Annotated in this window: 19 protein-coding genes; 6 read left to right on the top strand and 13 right to left on the bottom strand. The window is 72.8% G+C overall.

The window, feature by feature from the left end:
* The 6 genes from AB0H81_RS37090 to AB0H81_RS37115 form a co-directional block, all read right to left on the bottom strand.
* A partial coding sequence (locus tag AB0H81_RS37090; RefSeq protein ID WP_358384584.1) for a hypothetical protein occupies positions 1 to 1,094 on the bottom strand: 1,094 nt, incomplete at its 3' end.
* Positions 1,091 to 1,837 (bottom strand): SIS domain-containing protein, encoded by a 747-nt coding sequence (locus AB0H81_RS37095; RefSeq protein WP_358384587.1) that lies wholly within the window; start codon positions 1,835 to 1,837, stop codon positions 1,091 to 1,093. The genes AB0H81_RS37095 and AB0H81_RS37090, both read right to left, overlap by 4 nt.
* 11 nt (positions 1,838 to 1,848) lie before the next feature.
* Complete coding sequence (locus AB0H81_RS37100) at positions 1,849 to 2,652, bottom strand: carbohydrate ABC transporter permease (RefSeq protein ID WP_358384590.1); 804 nt, start codon at positions 2,650 to 2,652, stop codon at positions 1,849 to 1,851.
* Positions 2,649 to 3,548, bottom strand: a complete 900-nt coding sequence (locus tag AB0H81_RS37105) for a sugar ABC transporter permease (RefSeq protein WP_358384593.1) — start codon at positions 3,546 to 3,548, stop codon at positions 2,649 to 2,651. Before AB0H81_RS37105 ends, AB0H81_RS37100 begins: the two co-directional genes overlap by 4 nt.
* Positions 3,539 to 4,774 carry an extracellular solute-binding protein gene (locus AB0H81_RS37110; RefSeq protein ID WP_358384596.1) on the bottom strand — a complete coding sequence of 412 codons (1,236 nt, stop codon included), beginning with the start codon at positions 4,772 to 4,774 and terminating at the stop codon, positions 3,539 to 3,541. Before AB0H81_RS37110 ends, AB0H81_RS37105 begins: the two co-directional genes overlap by 10 nt.
* A 9-nt stretch (positions 4,775 to 4,783) precedes the next feature.
* Positions 4,784 to 5,647 (bottom strand): MurR/RpiR family transcriptional regulator, encoded by an 864-nt coding sequence (locus AB0H81_RS37115; RefSeq protein WP_358384599.1) that lies wholly within the window; start codon positions 5,645 to 5,647, stop codon positions 4,784 to 4,786.
* Positions 5,648 to 5,759: 112 nt separating this feature from the next.
* Here AB0H81_RS37115 and AB0H81_RS37120 point away from each other — a divergent pair, with 112 nt between their 5' ends.
* Positions 5,760 to 7,397 (top strand): bifunctional metallophosphatase/5'-nucleotidase, encoded by a 1,638-nt coding sequence (locus tag AB0H81_RS37120; RefSeq protein WP_358384602.1) that lies wholly within the window; start codon positions 5,760 to 5,762, stop codon positions 7,395 to 7,397.
* 57 nt (positions 7,398 to 7,454) lie between these two features.
* Here AB0H81_RS37120 and AB0H81_RS37125 read toward each other — a convergent pair whose 3' ends face one another.
* From AB0H81_RS37125 to AB0H81_RS37135, 3 genes are all read right to left on the bottom strand, one after another.
* Positions 7,455 to 8,312: an NAD(P)H-binding protein gene (locus AB0H81_RS37125; RefSeq protein ID WP_358384605.1), complete on the bottom strand. Its 858-nt coding sequence runs from the start codon at positions 8,310 to 8,312 to the stop codon at positions 7,455 to 7,457.
* The gene (gene sigJ, locus AB0H81_RS37130) at positions 8,309 to 9,331 is read right to left on the bottom strand and encodes an RNA polymerase sigma factor SigJ (RefSeq protein ID WP_358384608.1); all 1,023 of its coding nucleotides are present in this window, start codon (positions 9,329 to 9,331) and stop codon (positions 8,309 to 8,311) included. Before sigJ ends, AB0H81_RS37125 begins: the two co-directional genes overlap by 4 nt.
* Positions 9,332 to 9,498: 167 nt before the next feature.
* Entirely contained in the window at positions 9,499 to 9,897 is a 399-nt protein-coding gene (locus AB0H81_RS37135) for a nuclear transport factor 2 family protein (protein WP_358384611.1), read from the bottom strand.
* Between the two features lie 89 nt (positions 9,898 to 9,986).
* On the opposite strand from AB0H81_RS37135, the gene AB0H81_RS37140 reads away from it, so the two are divergent.
* The 4 genes from AB0H81_RS37140 (at position 9,987) to AB0H81_RS37155 (ending at position 12,859) form a co-directional block, all read left to right on the top strand.
* On the top strand, positions 9,987 to 10,568 hold the full coding sequence (locus AB0H81_RS37140; protein ID WP_358384614.1) for a TetR/AcrR family transcriptional regulator: 582 nt from the start codon (positions 9,987 to 9,989) through the stop codon (positions 10,566 to 10,568).
* 110 nt (positions 10,569 to 10,678) lie between these two features.
* Positions 10,679 to 11,152 (top strand): nitroreductase family deazaflavin-dependent oxidoreductase, encoded by a 474-nt coding sequence (locus tag AB0H81_RS37145; RefSeq protein WP_358384617.1) that lies wholly within the window; start codon positions 10,679 to 10,681, stop codon positions 11,150 to 11,152.
* Between the two features lie 23 nt (positions 11,153 to 11,175).
* A complete protein-coding gene (pip, locus tag AB0H81_RS37150) occupies positions 11,176 to 12,132 on the top strand; it encodes a prolyl aminopeptidase (RefSeq protein ID WP_358384620.1) in 957 nt (318 codons plus the stop codon).
* Positions 12,133 to 12,202: 70 nt separating this feature from the next.
* Positions 12,203 to 12,859, top strand: coding sequence for a class I SAM-dependent methyltransferase (locus tag AB0H81_RS37155; protein ID WP_358384623.1), 657 nt, complete (start codon positions 12,203 to 12,205; stop codon positions 12,857 to 12,859).
* Between the two features lie 69 nt (positions 12,860 to 12,928).
* On the opposite strand, the gene AB0H81_RS37160 is transcribed toward AB0H81_RS37155, so the two are convergent.
* Both AB0H81_RS37160 and AB0H81_RS37165 read right to left on the bottom strand, forming a co-directional pair.
* Positions 12,929 to 13,690: an SRPBCC domain-containing protein gene (locus tag AB0H81_RS37160; RefSeq protein WP_358384626.1), complete on the bottom strand. Its 762-nt coding sequence runs from the start codon at positions 13,688 to 13,690 to the stop codon at positions 12,929 to 12,931.
* A 1-nt stretch (position 13,691) separates the two neighbouring features.
* Entirely contained in the window at positions 13,692 to 14,333 is a 642-nt protein-coding gene (locus tag AB0H81_RS37165) for a helix-turn-helix domain-containing protein (RefSeq protein ID WP_358384629.1), read from the bottom strand.
* Between the two features lie 133 nt (positions 14,334 to 14,466).
* Here AB0H81_RS37165 and add point away from each other — a divergent pair, with 133 nt between their 5' ends.
* Positions 14,467 to 15,486 (top strand): adenosine deaminase, encoded by a 1,020-nt coding sequence (add, locus tag AB0H81_RS37170; RefSeq protein WP_358384632.1) that lies wholly within the window; start codon positions 14,467 to 14,469, stop codon positions 15,484 to 15,486.
* Between the two features lie 129 nt (positions 15,487 to 15,615).
* Here add and AB0H81_RS37175 read toward each other — a convergent pair whose 3' ends face one another.
* Together AB0H81_RS37175 and AB0H81_RS37180 are read right to left on the bottom strand one after the other, a co-directional pair.
* Positions 15,616 to 16,881 carry a winged helix DNA-binding domain-containing protein gene (locus AB0H81_RS37175; protein ID WP_358384634.1) on the bottom strand — a complete coding sequence of 422 codons (1,266 nt, stop codon included), beginning with the start codon at positions 16,879 to 16,881 and terminating at the stop codon, positions 15,616 to 15,618.
* A 78-nt stretch (positions 16,882 to 16,959) separates the two neighbouring features.
* Positions 16,960 to 17,407: hypothetical protein (locus tag AB0H81_RS37180; RefSeq protein WP_358384637.1), on the bottom strand; the 448-nt coding region annotated here is incomplete at its 5' end.

Genomic DNA, 17,407 nt, shown 5'->3' on the forward strand with positions numbered 1-17,407 from the left:
TTCCTGGTTGACGGTGCCGTTGCCGGTGGATGCCGCGTAGGGCTCAAGAGCGGCGAGAAGCTCCTCCGGCAGCGGCTGCTCGTCGTCCGTGACGGCGCGAGGGTGAAGGCCGTGCCGCAGGGCTCGTAGGAACCGGTCGCCGGGTCGAAGGCCTCGCCGATCCCGTCGAGCGTGACCTCGACCGGCTCGTCGAAGCGGGCATTGCAGACGAACCGCAGGCGCTCGCCGTAACGGCCGACCAGGACGTCGCCGGCGTGTTCCACCGACGTCCAGCCGGACAGTTCGGCCGCCACCGGGCGCAGCCAGCGGGTGTTGAGGTCGCGCACGATGCCGTGGCGCTCGGTCGGCACGCCGTCCCCGTCGACGAGCGCCGGCTGGAAGCCCTCGCCGCGCGCCGGGTCGGGCGTCCAGTAGGTGAAGTACTGGATGCCGGTGTAGCCGTAGGCCAGGGCGGTGTTGACCTGCCAGGCCAGTTCGGCGGCCGACGGCTCACGGTGGCCGTCGTAGGCCAGCGTCTGCACGTACATCCAGGCCGGCAGGCCGGCCCGGCGCGCGTGCTCGCGCACCGTCGCCAGGTCGGCGAGGTAGCCGTCGTCGACGCCGCCGGCCAGGAACGGGTAGCGGTCGAAGGAGAGCACGTCGGGGCGGACGAGCCTGGCGAACTCCCCGACGTAGGCGTCGTAGGGGCCGGTGGCGTGGCTCGGGAAGAGGTTGGCGTAGGCGAAGGCGCCGGCCGCGCGCACGGCGGCGACCCCGGCCGCCACCCTCGGGAACTGCTCGGCGTGCGGCTCGTCCATGAGGCTGACGCCGCGGAAGGAGCGGAACGCGCGGTAGTCGTCGACCACCCGGCCGAGCAGCGGAGCCGGGTCCACGTCGAGGTCGCGCATGAGCACGTCCACGCGCGGGTCCGAGGCGACCAGCACGCCGAGCCCCGCCTGCTCGGCGCAGGCCAGCGCGTGCCGCAGGATGACGCGGTCGTTGAGGTAGTTGCCGGTGATGACCAGGTCGATGCCGGCGTCGGCGATCTCCCGGTAGCGGGTGACGGTCGTCTCGTGGGGAGGCGGCGGCCAGAAGGCGGCGATCGTCAGGTTCACAGCGCCCCGGTCCTGATCCGCCCGGCGTAGCGGGCCACGAGGGCGTCGTTGCGGGCGTCGGAGCCGGGGATGTTGGCCGACAGGTAGACCGGCGGGACCGTTCCATCCGCCAGGAGCAGGCCGATCGCCTCGGCCACCATGAGCTGCACGATCAGCGCCGAGGTGATCGACGAGATGCCGCACGCCGGGCCGTGCTCGGTCGGCAGGACGGCGTCGCCGTACGGGGCGAGGTTGTCGATCACGAGGTCCGCCAGCTCGAACAGCCGCTTCCCCGACGGATGGCGCGAGGTGATGGCGCCGGAGTGCGCCAGGGAGGTGATGGCGATCAGCGGCAGGCCGCGCTCCTTGACCAGCCGGGCCATCTCCACGGTCGAGCCGTTGCCGCCGGAGTTGGAGGCGATGACGAAGGCGTCGGACTTCTCGATCGTGTGCAGCGCCAGCACCTGGTGCGCGGTGCGCGGGTCGCGCTCGGCCAGCGGGTCGAACTCGCCCGGGTCGGCCGAGCCCAGCACCACCGGGTCGCGCAGGGTGAGCCGGTTGGTCGGGATGAGACCGCCGGCCCGGCCCGCCACCTCCAGCGCCACCGCCTCGGAGTGCCCCGTCCCGTAGGCGTGCACGACGCCATCGGCGCGCACGGTCTCCGCGATCAGCGCCCCCGCCTGCCTGATGGCGGGCAGCTGGCCGGTCACCAGCCGGTCCAGGCGGGAACGCGCCTCGTCGGCGAAGGCCATCACAAGATCCATAGACTGTTTCCTCAACGGTTCATGCCGGCGGTCAGCCCGGCGACGATCTGGCGCGTGGCCAGGACGAAGAGCACGACCAGGGGGATCGTCGTCATCACCAGGCCGGCGAAGAGCGTCCCCCAGTCGTTCTGGAACTGGCCGAAGAAGTGGGTGAGGCCGACCGGCAGGGTCAGCTTGCTCTCGTCCCGCATCAGGACCAGGGGATAGAAGAAGTCATTCCAGATCGGCACGAACTGGAAGACCACCACCGTCGCGAGCGCGGGCCGGACCAGCGGCAGCATCACGTGCCAGAAGGTCGCGAACGGCCCGGCGCCGTCCAGGGCGGCGGCCTCGTCCAGCTCGTGCGGGAGCTGGCGGAAGAAGGCGGTCAGCACGAAGACGTTGAACGGGACCGACCCGGCCGCGTAGACCAGCACCAGCCCGCTCAGCGAGTCCACCAGCCCCATGCTCTCCAGCAGGTAGAACAGCGGCAGCACGCCCAGGTGGGCGGGCAACGTCATGCCGGAGACGAAGTAGGCGGCGAACACGCCGCGCCCGCGGAACTCCCGGCGCCCGAGGGGGTAGGCGGCCAGCAGCGAGACCACGGCGCCCAGCAGCACGGCGCACACCACGACGACGGCCGAGTTGACCACGTAGGTGGAGAAGGACGCCTCCGTCCACGCCTTGGCGTAGTTGCCGAACCCGGTGGGCGGGCCGAGCGGCTGGTCGAAGATGTCGCTGGTGGGCCGGAACGAGCTGAGCACCATGACGAGCAGCGGTGTCATGGAGAAGGCGGCGTAGCCCCAGAGCAGGACCTTGACGATCGACGCCCTCACGCCTTCCTCCTCAGGACCCGCTCCAGCAGCAGCGTCGAGCCGAAGATGAGGGTGAACATGAAGACCGCCAGCGCCGAGGAGGTGCCGAGCGCGTTGACGTCGCCGGAGGCGAAGGCGGTCCGGTAGAACAGCAGGCCGAGCACGTCCGTCGCGCCCGCCGGGGCGCCGTTGGAGCCGCCGAGCGCGTAGACCAGGGCGAAGGTGCCCATGCTGCCGATGAAGCTGAGGATCGTGACGGTGGCCATGGCCGGCTTGAGCAGCGGCAGCGTGACGCGCCAGAGCACCTGCCAGGAGCCGGCGCCGTCGGTCCTGGCGGCCTCGGCGTACTCCTGGGGGATGCCGCCGAGGGCGGCGCTGAACAGCAGCATCGGGAAGCCCACCCACTGCCAGGTGGTGATCACGATGACGGTCGGCAGCGCGGTGTCCGGGTCGCCCAGCCACGGCATCGCCAGGCCGAGCGGCTTGAGCAGCGCGTTGACCGGGCCGAAGGCGGGGCTGAGCAGCAGCGTCCACAGGTAGCCGATGACCAGGGGGTTGACCAGGTACGGCAGGGCGAACATGGTCTGCAGCGCCCGCTTGCCGCGCCGCACGCGGGACAGGGCGAGGGCGAAGGCGAGGCCCAGCGTGTTCTGCACCAGCATGGTGCCCGCGAAGAGCAGGGCGTTGTGCCCCAGCGCGGGCAGCAGCTGGTCGCGGAAGGCGCCCGACAGCAGGCCGGCGTAGTTGTCCAGCCCGGCGAAGCCGTCGCGCAGCGTGCCCTTCCAGGAGAAGAAGCTGTAGGTCAGGCCGGTGAACAGCGGGTAGACGACGAAGGCGGAGTAGAGGAGCAAGGCGGGGATCAGGAACAGGTACGACGATCCGTTCCTGCCCTGCCCCCGCCGCAGGCCTAGAGCCATGTGGACACGCTCTTGTCGAGCTGCTCCGCCGCCTTCTCGGCCGTGATGCGGCCCAGCAGCATCTCCTGCAGCGCCTTGGAGAACACGGCGGCCGAGGAGGGGTTGCCGTAGGCGAACTCGTTCATGAAGTAGGTGGCGCCGTGCTGCTCGAAGGTGGTGGCGACCTCGCCGAGCAGGGGGTCCTTGGGCGTGACGCCGGGCACGGCGGAGAAGGTGCGCTGCGTGTCGGTGTAGAGCCGGCCGTAGTCCTGTGAGGCCAGCCAGGCGGCGAACTTCAGCGCCTCGGCCTTGTGCCGGGTCTTGACGTTGATGCCGTAGGAGCCGTCGGTGAAGCCGGGCATGAGGCCCTGACCCTCCGGCACGGGCGGTGTGAAGACGCCCAGCTCGACGTCCTTGGCGTTCTCGGTGAAGAAGTTCAGCTCCCACAGGCCGCCGGGGAACATGGCGGCCTTGCCGGAGGAGAACAGGATCTGCGCGTCGGTGTAGGAGACGCCGGCGGCGTTCTCGGGAAAGTACGGCTTGAGCTTGTTGAGCTGGTCGATGCCCTCGACGAAGCGCGGGTCGGCGAACTTCTTCTGCTTGGCCTTGACGGCCGCGATGAAGTCGTCGCCGCCCCAGTGGGCGGTGCCGAAGATGCTGGCCACGATCGGCAGCATCCAGTCGTCCTTGCCGCCGAAGGCGAACGGGATGATCCCCTTGGCCTTGAGCTTCCCGGCGGAGGCGATCATCTCGTCGTAGGTCTTCGGCGGGGTGATGCCGTTGGCCGCGAAGATCTTCTTGTTGTAGATCACCTGCAGGGTCTGCACGGCGAACGGCACGCCGTACACCTTGCCGTCCTTGTCGCCCTTGGCGGCGCGCAGGATGGCGTGGTCGAAGCCGGCGAGGCCGGGCACGTCCTTGGTGTCGAGCGGGAGCAGCCGCCCGGCCTCGACGAGCGGCTGCAGGTTCGCGCCGGCGCGCAGCCAGGCCAGGTCGGGGCCGTTGTCGCCGGCCAGGCCGGTGGACAGGATCGTGTCGTACTCGGTCGCGGTGGTGAAGGAGCGGGCGTCGACGTCGACGCCGGGGTGGAGCTTCTCGTACGCGGCGAACATCTTGTCGAAGTTGGCCTCGGGACCCCACCCCCACACCGAGAGGGTGACTTTGCCGTCGGCGGCACGGGGGGTGGTCGAGGGGGCACAGGCGGTGACGGCCATCGCCAAGGCGACAGCGGCGGCGGCGAGGCGCATGAGCGGCTCCTAGCGTGGGGGCAGGCGGTGCTTGGCGACCGCGTCAGTGGCGGCGGTCAGGAGCTGGTTACTGGTCTCGTGGGTGCGCTGGACGACCCCGATGTAGAGGCAGTCCATGACGAGCATCTGGGTGTGGCGGGCGGCCACCCCGCCCGCGCGGAAGGGGGTGTCCTGCGCGGCGGTGGTGAGGACGATGTCGGCGGCCTCGGCCAGCGGGCTGCGGGGGAAGTTGGTGACCGCGATCGTGGTGGCGCCGCGTTCCCTGGCGATGGTCAGCGGCTCGACGACCTCGGCCGTGGTGCCCGAGTGGGAGATGCCGAGCGCCACGTCCTGGTCGTCGCGCGCGTTGGCGCTGCAGACGGCGCTGTGCACGTCGGTCCACAGCGCGCCCGGCCGGCCGACGGCGTGCAGCCGCAGGTGCAGGTCCATGGCCACGCCGGCGCTGCCGGCGACCGCGAAGAAGTCGATGAACCTGGCGCGCACCAGGGCGGAGACCGCCCGGTCCACCGCCTTGAGGTCGAGCTGGGCCGCCGTCTCCTCCATGGCGCGCATGTCGCTGGCCAGCAGGCTGCGCAGCACCAGGCTCGCGGGGTCGTCCGGCGAGAAGGCGATCAGGCCCTGTTCGCGCGGGGCGGCGTCGTTGCGCCCGAGCTCGGCCGCCAGCGCCAGCCTGAGCTCGGGGTAGCCGGCCAGGCCCAGCTCGCGGCAGAAGCGGGTGATGGTGGTGAGCGAGGTGCCGCACCGCTCCGCCAGCTCGCCGATGGTCGAGGCGGCCACGACGGCGGGCTCCGCGAGGATCGTCTCGGCGATGCGCCGGTGGGCCGCGGTGAGGGTGGGCTCGACCCCCCGGATTCGGGCCAGGATCGGTGACATGGGAGGAACCCTCCCGGTTTCCGGCAGGTATGTCAATAGTTCACATTCAACAGCGGATGTTAGAAATTTTCCCCCTTGCGGGACTTGCTGGGACTATGTCACTTTCGAGGCCATGCGCAACCTCCTCATGGCCCTGGTGCTCGGGAGCACCAGCCTGCTGCCCGCCTCCACCGACGCGGTGGACATCCAGTTACTGACCTTCAACGACTTCCACTCCTCCCTCCCCTCGAGCATCGCCATGACCCCGGACGGCCCGGTCGAGGCGGGCGGCGCCGAGTACCTGGCGGCCCACATGGACCGGCTGCAGAAGGACAACCCTCGCGGCACCCTGCGCCTGGCCGCGGGCGACAACATCATCAACAGCCCGGCCTCGGCCGTCATGAACGACGAGCCGGCCATCGCGGCGCTGTCGCTGATGCGCCTGGACGCCTCGAGCGTCGGCAACCACGAGTTCGACCGCGGCCTGACCGAGCTGCGCAGGCTGGAGAACGGCGGCTGCCACCCGGTCGAGGGGTGCAGCGTGCCGGGCTTCAAGGGCGCCTCCTTCCCCTTCCTGGGCGCCAACATCGTCGACACCACCACGGGCAAGCCCGCCTTCGACCCCTACCTGGTCAAGGAGGTGCGCGGCGTCAAGGTCGGCATCATCGGGCTGACCCACAAGAACTCGCTCTTCGAGGCGCCCTCCCCCACCGCGCCCCTGCAGGGCCGCGACGAGGTCGAGACCGTCAACGCCTACGTCGCGGAGCTCAAGGCCAAGGGCGTGCGCACCATCGTCGTCCTGCTCCACCAGGGCGGCGGCCAGACCGGCGGCGGCCTGCCCAACCAGTGCAACAACCTGGTGGGACCGGTGAAGGACATCGTCGCCAGATTCGATCCCGAGGTGGACGCCGTCGTCTCCGCCCACACGCACAACGCCTACAACTGCGTGATCAACGGCATCCCCGTCACCCAGACGTCGGGCTTCAGCCGCGAGGTCACGCGGATCAACCTCACCGTCGACCGCGCCACCGGCAACCCGGTCACGGCGAAGGCGGAGAACATCACGGTCACCCACGACATCAAGCCCCATGGGCCGATCTCGGTGCTGCGCCGCAAGAGCGAGGAGGAGGCGCACCGCCGGCTGGACAAGCCGGTCGGCATGATCACCGGCGACCTCACGGCGGCCAGGAACGCCGTGGGCGAGTCGACGATGGGCCACGCCCTGGCCGACGCCCGGCTCTTCGCCACCTCGGCGCCGGAGAACGGCGGCGCCCAGATCGCGATCCAGCCTCCGTACGGCGGAGGCATCGGCGGCGACCTGTACGTCTCGGCCACCGGCAACGACCTGCCCAACCTGGTCACCCACGGCGAGGCCATGCGCGTGCAGCAGTTCAGGAACACCCTGGTCACGATGACCCTGACCGGCACGCAGCTCGAACGGCTGCTGGAGCAGCAGTGGTGCGAGCAGCGCACGGCACGCGTGCTCGGCATCTCCAAGGGCCTGACCTACACCTACGACAACGCCAAGCCCGCCTGCGACCGGATCGACCCGGCCACCATCAAGCTCGACGGGACCGTCGTCGACCCGGCCGCGCGGTACCGCCTGACCGCCAACTCCTTCATCGCGAACGGCGGCGACGGCTTCTCCGTGCTGACCGAGGGGACCGACCGGGTGGAGAAGGTACGCGACATCGACGCCTTCGAGTCCTACATCCGGGCGAAGAGCCCGCTGCAGCCCCCGGCCCTGGGCCGGGTCACCCGAGTGAACTGACCCCTCTCACCGAGTCGCGCGGCAGGCCGGGGACGCTGTCGGAGGCCACGGGGCGGGTCAGGAGCGGAAGGCGGCGGCGTGGTCGGCGGCCCACTGGGCGAACGTCCGCGCCGGCCGCCCCAGCACCTCCTCCACCGTCCCGGTCGGCCCGGCGGGCGGCAGCGCCGCGTACCGGGCGTACCTCGCCATCAGCGCGGACACGAACGGCCGCGGCAGCCCGCCCCGCACCATGCCCTCCTCGGCGGCCTCCGGCGCGATCTCCTCGAAGCGCAGCGGCCTGCCGGCGGCCTCGCCGATGAGCGCCACGGCCCGCTCGTGGGAGACGCTCTCGGGCCCGGTCAGCTCCAGCCGCCGGCCGGCCAGGTCGCCGGTGAGCAGGGCGCGGGCCGCGACCTCCACCAGATCGCGTTCGTCGACGAGCGGCTCCGCGAAGCCCGCGTACACGTACCGGACGACGTCGCCGGCGCGGATCTGCGGCCCCCACGAGACGAGCGCGTTGCCGGCGAACGAGGCAGGCCGCAGGCTGGTCCACTCCAGTCCGCTCCCCGCCGCGGCGGCGTCGGTCTCCTTGTTGCGGTCGCCGCGGGCGCGGGAGGGCTGGAGGCTCAGCGGGTCGTCCACGTTGACGGCGGACAGCGCCACCACCTTGGTCGCGCCGTGCCGCCCGGCCAGGGCGAGCAGCTCCTCGGGGCTGTCGCCGCACGCGCGGGGGTGCAGGAAGACGGTGGTGACGCCGTCGAGGTGCCGGCCGAGCGTGTCCGGCCGGGACGGGTCGCCCCGGACGACCTCGACGCCGTCCGGGAGGCGCGCCGCGTCCGGGTCGCGGGTGACGGCGCGCACCTTGGCGCCCTCGCGGGCGAGCAGGCGGACGAGGGGACGGCCGAGGGCGCCGGTGGCACCGGTGACCAGGATCATGGTTCAACCTTCCGTTGACGAGGAGCCTCCGACGGCGGAGGTCCGTCCGGGGCCGGCTCGGTGGCCGGGCGGGCAGACGTCACATGGGTGAGCTTGTCGGGGTTCGTGACCGTGTAGATGCCGGTCACGTGGTCGCCGTCGGGTGCCAGATCGACGACCATGACGGCGAACGGCGCGTCGCCGTCGAAGAGGACGGCCGACGGGTCGCCGTTGACGGTGCGATAGCGGACCTCGACCCCTTCCGGGATGTGGGAGGTGATGCCCGCGATGAGCCGGGCCACCTTGGCGCGTCCGCGCACCGGCCGCTGGAGGGAGGCCCGCGCCCTGCCGCCGCCGTCGGTCCACAGCGTCACGTCGGGCGCGAGAACGCGCATGAGCGCGTCCAGGTCGCCGCCGAGCGCGGCGGCCAGGAACCGCTCGGTGACCTGCCGCCGGGCACCCGGGTCGGGGCGGTAGCGGGGGCGGCGGGCCCGTACGTGCTCGCGGGCGCGGTGCGCGAGCTGCCGGACGGCCGCGGGCGGGCGGCCCAGCATGCCGGCGATCTCGGTGTGGGCGTAGCCGAACACCTCGTGCAGGACGAACACGGCGCGTTCGACCGGGGCCAGGGTCTCCAGGACCACCATGAGCGCCATGGACACCGCCTCGGCGCGCAGCGCCGGCTCCGCCGCGTCCTCCCCGGCGGTCCCGGCCTCGGTGGACCCGGCCGGGACGTCCCTGATCACGGGCTCGGGCAGCCACGGCCCGGGGTAGGTCTCGCGGCGGCGGCTGACGGCGGCCCGGCGGGCGAGGGCGGCGTTGACGGCGACGCGGACGAGGTACGCGCGCGGGCCGGCGATCTCACCGGCCTCGGCCCCGCCCCAGCGGGCGGCCCAGGCGAGCCAGGTCTCCTGGAGGACGTCCTCGGTGTCGGCGACGCCGCCCAGCATCGCGTACACGATGGAGAACAGCAGCTCGCGGTGGTCGAGGAAGATCCTGGTCGCCTCCTCCGCCAGGTGGGCGGGTGGCGGCGCATCGGGCATTGCGGGCTCCTTCAGCGGTCGTCGCGATCACCTCCTGAGAGGGGCGACGCCCGCGAAGTGTGACACTCCCCCAGAGGTTGTGACGCACCTCACCCGCGGCGGCGGCCGGAACGCGCCCGTCACGGGGTCGCCAAGACGGGCGTGTCCGAGGATCCGAGGCGCGCCGGTCAGCCGTCGAGACCGGACTCGGCGGCCAGCGGGACCTCGCCCGCGGTCTTGCTGTAGCCGAGGGCTTCGACGATGAGGCCGTCGCGGACGCGCATGAGGTTCACGCCCTCCACCCAGTCGGCCGGGCCGTCACCGAAGAAGTAACGCCAGCGGATCGTCGCCCGGTCGCCGGCGACGATGACCTCCTGCGGCTCGAACCGCGTCGTGCCGTCCTCGACGAGCGCGCTCCACCACGCCAGGCAGGCGGCGCGGCCCTCGACGCGCTCTCCGGTGGGTGCCGGCTGGACCGACTCCATCACGCAGTCCTCGCCGATCAGGTCGGTGAGCGCGCCGGCGTCGCGTCCGGTGAAGGCGTGGTTGAAACGGTCGATGACCTCGGTGGTGGTGCGGGGTGCCATGGCTCGGATCCTTCATAGATAGATCGATCGGTCTACTCGGACCATATAGAACGGTTGATCCACTCGTCAATCGGTGGCAGGCTGACGTCATGACCACACGCACCGCACCGGGTCCGCGCGAACGCCTGCTGGACGCCGCCCGCCGCCTGACCTACACCCAGGGGATGGGCATCGGCGTCGACGCGCTGCTGAAGGGCGCCAACGTGGCCCGGCGTTCGCTGTACGAGCACTTCGGCGGCAAGGACGGGCTGATCGTGGAGGTGCTGCGGCGCACCACCGCCGAGGACGAGGAGTGGTACCGGCGGACCATGCGCGACGCCGGCGCCGATCCGCGCGCCCGCCTGCTGGCCGTCTTCGACGGGCTCGCCGAGGCCGTCGACGCGCCGGACTTCCGCGGCTGCCGCTACCTGGCCGCCGACCTCGCCCTGGCCGACCCCGGCCACCCCGGCCACGCCGTCACCCGCGAGTACCGCGAGCGCGTCCACCGGCTCCTCGAGGACGAGCTCCTCCGGCTCGGCCACCCCCGGCCGGCGCACGCCGCCGCCCAGCTCCTCCTGCTCATCGACGGCACCCTGGCGGCCGGAGCCACCCGGCCCGGCACGCACCCCGTGGCCTGCGCCCGCGAACTCGCCGAGCACATCCTCGCCACCCCGCGCCGCGACACCCCCTAGGCACCGCCCGGGGAGCGCCCGCCACCTCGGCTGCCGGCCGGCGTCCTCTCCGGTGACCGACCGCGACGGCAGGGGCCGGGTGCGGCCCCCTCCTCGGGAAAGGCTGAACCATGGAGATCATCAAGAGGCCCGCTCCTCCGACCGGGCTGCGCCGCGGGCTGTGGCGCCTGCCCATCCTGATGTACCGCGTCGGCCTGGGCCCGCTGCTGGGCGGCCGCGTCATGCTGCTCACCCACACCGGGCGCGTCTCCGGCCGCCGCCGCCAGGCCGTCATCGAGGTCGTCCAGCACGACGAGCACGGTTACGTGGCCGCCTCCGGTTTCGGCCGCAAGGCCGACTGGTACCGCAACGTCATGGCCACCCCGGAGGTGACCCTCCAGGTCGGCGGACGCACCCTCCGGGCGACCGCCACCCCTCTCGAGGCCGATCTGGGCGCGGAGATCCTGGCCCGGTACGCGCCGCGCCACCCCGTCGCCGCCCGCCACCTGTGCAGGATCATGGGGTTCGCCGTGGACGGCAGCGTGGAGGACTACCGCGAGGCCGGAAAGCTCATCCCCTTCGTCCGCTTCACCCCCAGGATATGACAGCGCTGTTGTATCTTGGTGCGATGCTTCCACCGATCGAGCCGTACGACCACGGCCACCTCGACACCGGCGACGGCCACCTCGTCTACTGGGAGGTCTGCGGCAACCCCGCGGGCAAGCCGGCCCTCGTCGTCCACGGCGGCCCCGGCTCGGGCTGCACGCCGAACCAGCGCCGCACGTTCGACCCGGAGCGTCACCGGATCATCCTGTTCGACCAGCGCAACTGCGGCCGCAGCCTGCCCCACGCCTCCGACCCGTCGGCCGATCTGAGCACCAACACCACGCCGCACCTGGTGGCCGACATGGAGCGGCTGCGCGAGCACCTGGGTGTGGAGCGGTGGCTGCTCTACGGCGGCTCGTGGGGGTCCACGCTCATGCTGGCCTACGCCGAGGCGCACCCCGAGCGGGTGTCGGAGATCGTCATGGTCGCCGCCACCATGACCCGCAGGTACGAGATCGACTGGCTGTACCGGGGAGTGGGCCGGTTCTTCCCCGAGGAGTGGCAGCGCTTCCGCGCGGGCGTGCCCGAGGACCAGCGCGACGGCGACCTGCCGGACCTGCTGGCCGCCTACAACCGGCTCGTGGGCGACCCCGACCCGGCGGTACGCGCCAAGGCCGCCCAGGACTGGCTCGCCTGGGAGGACGCGGTCATCTCCCTGGAGCCGAACGGCAAGCACAACGCCTACAGCGACCGGCCCTCCGACGCCCAGGTGGCCCTGGTCAGGATCTGCTCGCACTACTTCTCCAACGGCGCGTGGCTGGAGGAGGGCGCCCTGCTGCGCGACGCCCACCGGCTGGCCGGCATCCCCGGCGTGATCGTCCACGGCCGGTTCGACCTGGGGGCCCCGCTGGAGAACGCCTGGCAGCTCGCCCAGGCGTGGCCGGACGCGCGGCTCGTCGTGGTGGACGACTCCGGCCACACCGGCAGCGGCACGATGCGCGACGCGATCAAGTCCGCCATCGCGGGCTTCACCCCCTGACCTCGTCCCCGGTGATCAGCCTTCGGCGGAACAGGTGGCCGGGCGCACGGGCCTCGGGCTGAATGGAGGCATGAGGGCCGCCTATGACGAGATCGCCGACTGGTACGAGACCGAGTTCCTGCCCAGGACCGCGGACGACCCCCTTGGCCTGGGCCGGGTGCTGGCCGGCCTGCTCGGCCGCGGTGAGGGCGCGTGCCTGGAGATCGGGTGCGGCACCGGCGTCCACGCCGCCGCCCTCCGCGACCTGGGCTGGTCCCCGGTGGGCGTCGACCTGTCGGCCGGGATGCTGCGCCACGCCAGGCCGCGTCTGCCGATCGTGCGGGGCGACGCGGCGCGTCTGCCGTTCCGCGACGGGTCGCTGCCTGCGGCCGTGGCGCTGATGGTCCACACCGACATGCCGGCCTACCCCGCCGTGCTGCGGGAGGCGGTCAGGGTGCTGCGCCCGGGCGGGGTGCTGGTCCATGTCGGCGTGCATCCGTGCTTCTGCGGCGGGTTCGCCGACCGGACCGATCCCGAGGCGGTCGTGGTCGGGCCCGGATACCTCGACGGCCACTGGACCAAGAAGTCATGGACGGACCAGGGCATCCGCGACAAGGTGGGTGCGAGTCACTGGCCGCTGGCCGAACTCCTGGGCGCGTTCCTGGAGGCGGGGCTGGTGCTGGACGGGTTCGCCGAGGGCAACGGGCCGACGCCGATGGTCCTCGGCGTACGGGCCCGCCGCCCCTGACCGGTACGCGGCAGCGTATGACGGAAGGTGGCCGCCATGAACGGCAGCGCGGGGCCGGCGGACGCGGGATCACTCCGCGAAGACCCGGCCGAGCCACGCCTGCCAGCCCGGCTCCTGCGCGGCGGTGTCCCCGCCTGCGAAGAGGACGTGGGAGACGACCATGACGCCGGGCATCCCCTGGATGAAGCGATAGAGCGCACCGGAGGTGCGGACGCCGAGGGTCTGGGCGTTGGCGAAGTAGACGACGCCCTCGACGGGCGGGAGCCCCTCCGGCGTGAACGCCACGCGCCGCCCCACCACGTCACCGGGCGGCGGCATCACGTCGCCGGCCGCCGCCAGGCCAAGCTCGGCGTACAGGGCGCGCCAGGCGTCCGGCCAGTCGCGGACGGGCGGCCCGAACACGGTGACGGGCGTGGCCGGGCGGCCGTGGAAGTGGCCGAGGTACTCGACCAGCGTGGCGAAGAACATCGCCAGGCCGCTCCGCATCGCCTCGTACTCGGTCTCCCAGTCGTCGCCGGGCAGGAAGCCGCTCGTGACCATGCGCACGACCGTGCTGCCCTGGTCGCGCCCCTCGATGAGGAACTCGTACGCGACGAACCGCCCGTCGTCGCCCGTCGCGCTCTGGTGCGCGAAGCGGTGGGGCGGGTCGGACGCCGTGACGGCCGAGTCGGGCAGCAACCCCGCGAAGTCGGTGCGCACGGCCTTCTCCGTCACCTCGGTACGGCCCATGAACCACGAGTCGACGCCGGGGCCGGTGGCGATGGCCTCCCACACCTCCTCCGGGGTGACGCCGACCGCGGCCTCCTGGGGCAGCTCGAACCGGTGGCCCATGTCAGCCCTCCCCCTCACCCGGCGCGGACGCCGGCGCTGACGTGTGCGGCCCGGACGGCTTGGACGGCTTGACGGAGGGGTGGACGGCGACGACGATCCGGTGCTCGCGCCCGCCCTCGGCGCTCTCGTCGTGGTACCTGCCGACGAGGGCCGTCACGAACGACGTCAGCTCCTCGGCGAACGCCGCCCGGTCGGCCGCGGAGGCGAAGCGCACCTCGCCGTCGATGCCGAACGTCGCCACCCGCTTACGGGCCCTGACCGCGCCGGTGATCAGCTCGCCGAGGTCGCGGACGAGCCGGGCGGCCACCGCCAGCAGCCAGCCCGCCGACAACCGGTCGGACGACCTGGCGGGATCGGGCTGCACAGCGGCCAGCGCCACCGGCGAGATGACGAAGGAGGCCGCCGTGGCCCGCATCACGCGCTCGGTGACGTTGCCCTTCCTCCGCTCCTCGACGAGCTCGACCAGCCCGTGCTTCTCCAGGGTCCGCAGATGGTAGTTGACCTTCTGCCTGGCCAGGCCGACCCGGGCCGCCAGCGTGGTGGCCGAGCCGGGCTCGACCAGCTCGGCCAGCAGCCTGGAGCGCATGGGGTCGAGGGACGCCTCGGCCGCCGCGGGGTCTTCGATCACCGCCACATCTCGCATGCCCGAACCATCCCACCGAAAAAATTAGTTGTCAAGGCGGGTGAGGCCACCGGCGAGCACGGCCGCCCGCGACGTCCGTTCCCCGGCAAATGGAGATGCGGGCCCAGGTGCGGCTTTCGTAGAGTTCACCCACGTGAGCGAGCACGAGAAAGCCATGGTGAGACACCCCGGGACCCGGCAGGAGCCGCGCGACGTCGCCCGGCTGCCGAAAGCGCACCTGCACGTCCACCTGGAGAGCACCGTACGATCCTCGACCGTGCGCGAGCTGGGCGGGCCGCCCGAGCCGGAAGGGCCGTTCCGGAGCTTCCGTGAGTTCGCCGACCAGCGGGCGCTGGTCCGGGAGCGGCTGGTCACGGCCGAGCACTTCCGGCGGGTGGCGCTGGAGTTCTGCGAGGACGAGGCGGCTCAGGGCACGGGCTACGCGGAGGTGACGTTCACGGCCGCCGCCCACGGCGAGCGGGTCGGGGCGCTGGAGATGCCGCTGGAGGCCGTGCTCGACGGGCTCGCCGAAGGGGCGGCGCGGTACGGGATCGAGTGCCGGGTGCTCCTCGACCACTCGCGGCGGCGATCCGTGGAGCGGCTGCGGCGGACGGTGGAGCTGGCGTGCCGCCACGACGGGGTGATCGGCGTCGGGCTCGCGGGCGACGAGAGCCACCCGCTGGCGCCGTTCGCGGAGGTGCTGGACGAGGCCAGGGACTCCGGGCTGCGGCTGGTCCACCACGCCGGCGAGACGGCGGGGCCGGACAGCGTCCGGGAGGCGCTGACGCTGGGCCACGCCGAGCGGATCGGCCACGGGATCCGCGTCCTCGAGGACGAGGAGCTGGTGGCCGAGCTGCGGGAGCGCCGGGTGCCGCTGGAGGTCTGCCCCACGTCCAACGTGCTGCTCGGGCTCGTGCCGTCGCTGGCCGGGCACCCGCTGCCGCGCCTGCGCGAGGCGGGGCTGGCCGTCACGGTCAACACCGACGGGGAGACGGCGCTGGCCGAGGAGTACGGGCGGCTGCGGGAGGTGTTCGGGTACGAGGACGAGGAGCTGGCCGACCTCGCCCGGGCCTCGATCGAGGCGTCGTTCGCGCCGGAGGAGGTCAAGGCGCGGCTCAGGACCGGAGTGGACGCCTGGCTGGCCGACGGGAAGGCGCCCGGGGCAGAGGTGTGAGGACCCGGCGTGCGGACCTCTGTCCGGGCACCTGTGTGGCCCGGACGAAGACCTGACGGGACGTCTCCCGGGCGCCGATGCGGCCCGGGCCCAGACCTGACGGCCTGGCACGGCGGGCCGCGGGACCGGTCAGGCGTGGGGGCCGGTGGTGACGGGGCCGATGGTCGGTTCCGGGCGGGCCTCGAGGATCTCCCCGATGCGCGCGACCTGATCGTCCAGCTCACGTGACTGGGCGGCCGTGAGCGGGCGCAGCGGCTCGACCGTGACGTGGACGCGGCGGCCCGAACGCCGCTGGTGCCACACCCCGGCCACCTCGCCGTCCACCAGCAGCACGGCGTGGTTGCCGGCCTGTCCTCCGTTCAGCGCCCGTCCGGCCGCCGCGCCCGGGTAGAGCAGCTCGCGCGGCCGGCCGGCCACCACGTAGGCGTCGAAGTACGGCAGGAGCCGCACACCCCGCGGCGGCTCGCCGGGCGTCTGCGTGTCGCCCGGCACGACCCAGGCCGGGCGGCCCGCGAACCGCACCTCCTCGAGCTCTGTCGAGGCGAACAGCCGGGCCGCCCACGACCGGGGCGCCCCCAGCCACTGCGCGAACTCCTGGGGCGTGGCGGGACCGTAGGCGACGAGGTACCGCCTGAGCAGCTCCTTCGCCCCGTTCCCCGCCATGCCCGCTCGGGTCGCCCCCTCCCCCACGCTGTCACCCCCCGCCGCACTCCCGCGAAACGCCCCGGCACGCCGGGCGCCATCGGGAACCCCCCGGTCTCCCCGCGCGCCGTCGCCCGGTCCGGCGGCAGGGCCGGGCAGGGTTCCCGGGGGTGGGCCGGTGTAGGTGACCTTGCGCCCACGGGCCGGGCCGTACACGAACGCGCCCCGGTGGGCCGCCGCCGCCATCGCCTGCCGCCAGCGCGGCCACATCGTCTGGAACGCGGGCATCACCAGGTCCCCCGCCCACGGCCCCGTGGCGGCCACCACCGCCTCCCCCAACTCGTCGATGGTCAGCTCGCGGCCCCGCACGGCCACGCCGATGGCCGCGACCACCTCCTCGGTCTGCTCGCCGGTCATCCGTACGTGCTCGGGAAACGTCGGCCCCACCAGCGGCAGCTCGGACAGCGCGCTCACCCACATCCACAGGTCCGCGGCCGGGAGCAGGTGGACGGTGCCGCGCGGCCCGTGGGTCTTGACGAGTTCGCGCGTCCCCCACAGCGCCTCACGGACCGTCGACCGGGTCGCGCCGTCCAGCCGCAGCGCGACCGACAGCTCGGCGGCCGACATGACCTGCGCGTGCGCCCCGCACATGCCCCGCACCACCCCGCCCGGCGTCCCGGCCGTCATCGGCGTGGCCAGGCCCTGCCGCTCCAGCCTGCGCGCGCTGACCTCACGCCAGGAAAGTTCGATCACGACGTCCCTCCTCAGTGGTTCACGACCACGTTAGAGAGCAATGCGGAAGAGTTCGTTCCGCGATCCCTCGGGCGCCGGTCATCGAGGCCGGCGGACGACGGGGACGGGCTGGCCCCGCCGGGCGAGCTCACGCCCCAGGCGCGGCTTCAGCGCCCGGGCACTGGCCCTCATCTTCCGGAACTGCTCCAGCGCGTCGCCGCTGAGGCTGAAATCCCCCAACGCCCGCTCGACCCGTACGTGAACACCGCCGGCCACCGGCTCGGCCCGCCCCATCAGCACGACACTCTTCTGGGAGCCCATGCCCTCGTCGTGGGCGTGGAAGGTCAGGCATACCTGTCCGGACACCGCGCCGCCGAGCGGGCCGGTAAGCACGACGAAGCCGTCGTCCACCCGCCGGGCCTCGATCGCCCGCAGTGGCAGCGGCCACCCGCCGGCGTCGACGCCGGTCAGCACGGGAGCGCCGAGCCGTTCCCCCCTCGTCCGCGCGGGCGCGCCAGTCGGCGGGCGGCGTGAGCCACCCCGGCGC

The sequence above is a fragment of the Nonomuraea sp. NPDC050691 genome, from assembly GCF_040654455.1.
Taxonomy (GTDB): domain Bacteria; phylum Actinomycetota; class Actinomycetes; order Streptosporangiales; family Streptosporangiaceae; genus Nonomuraea.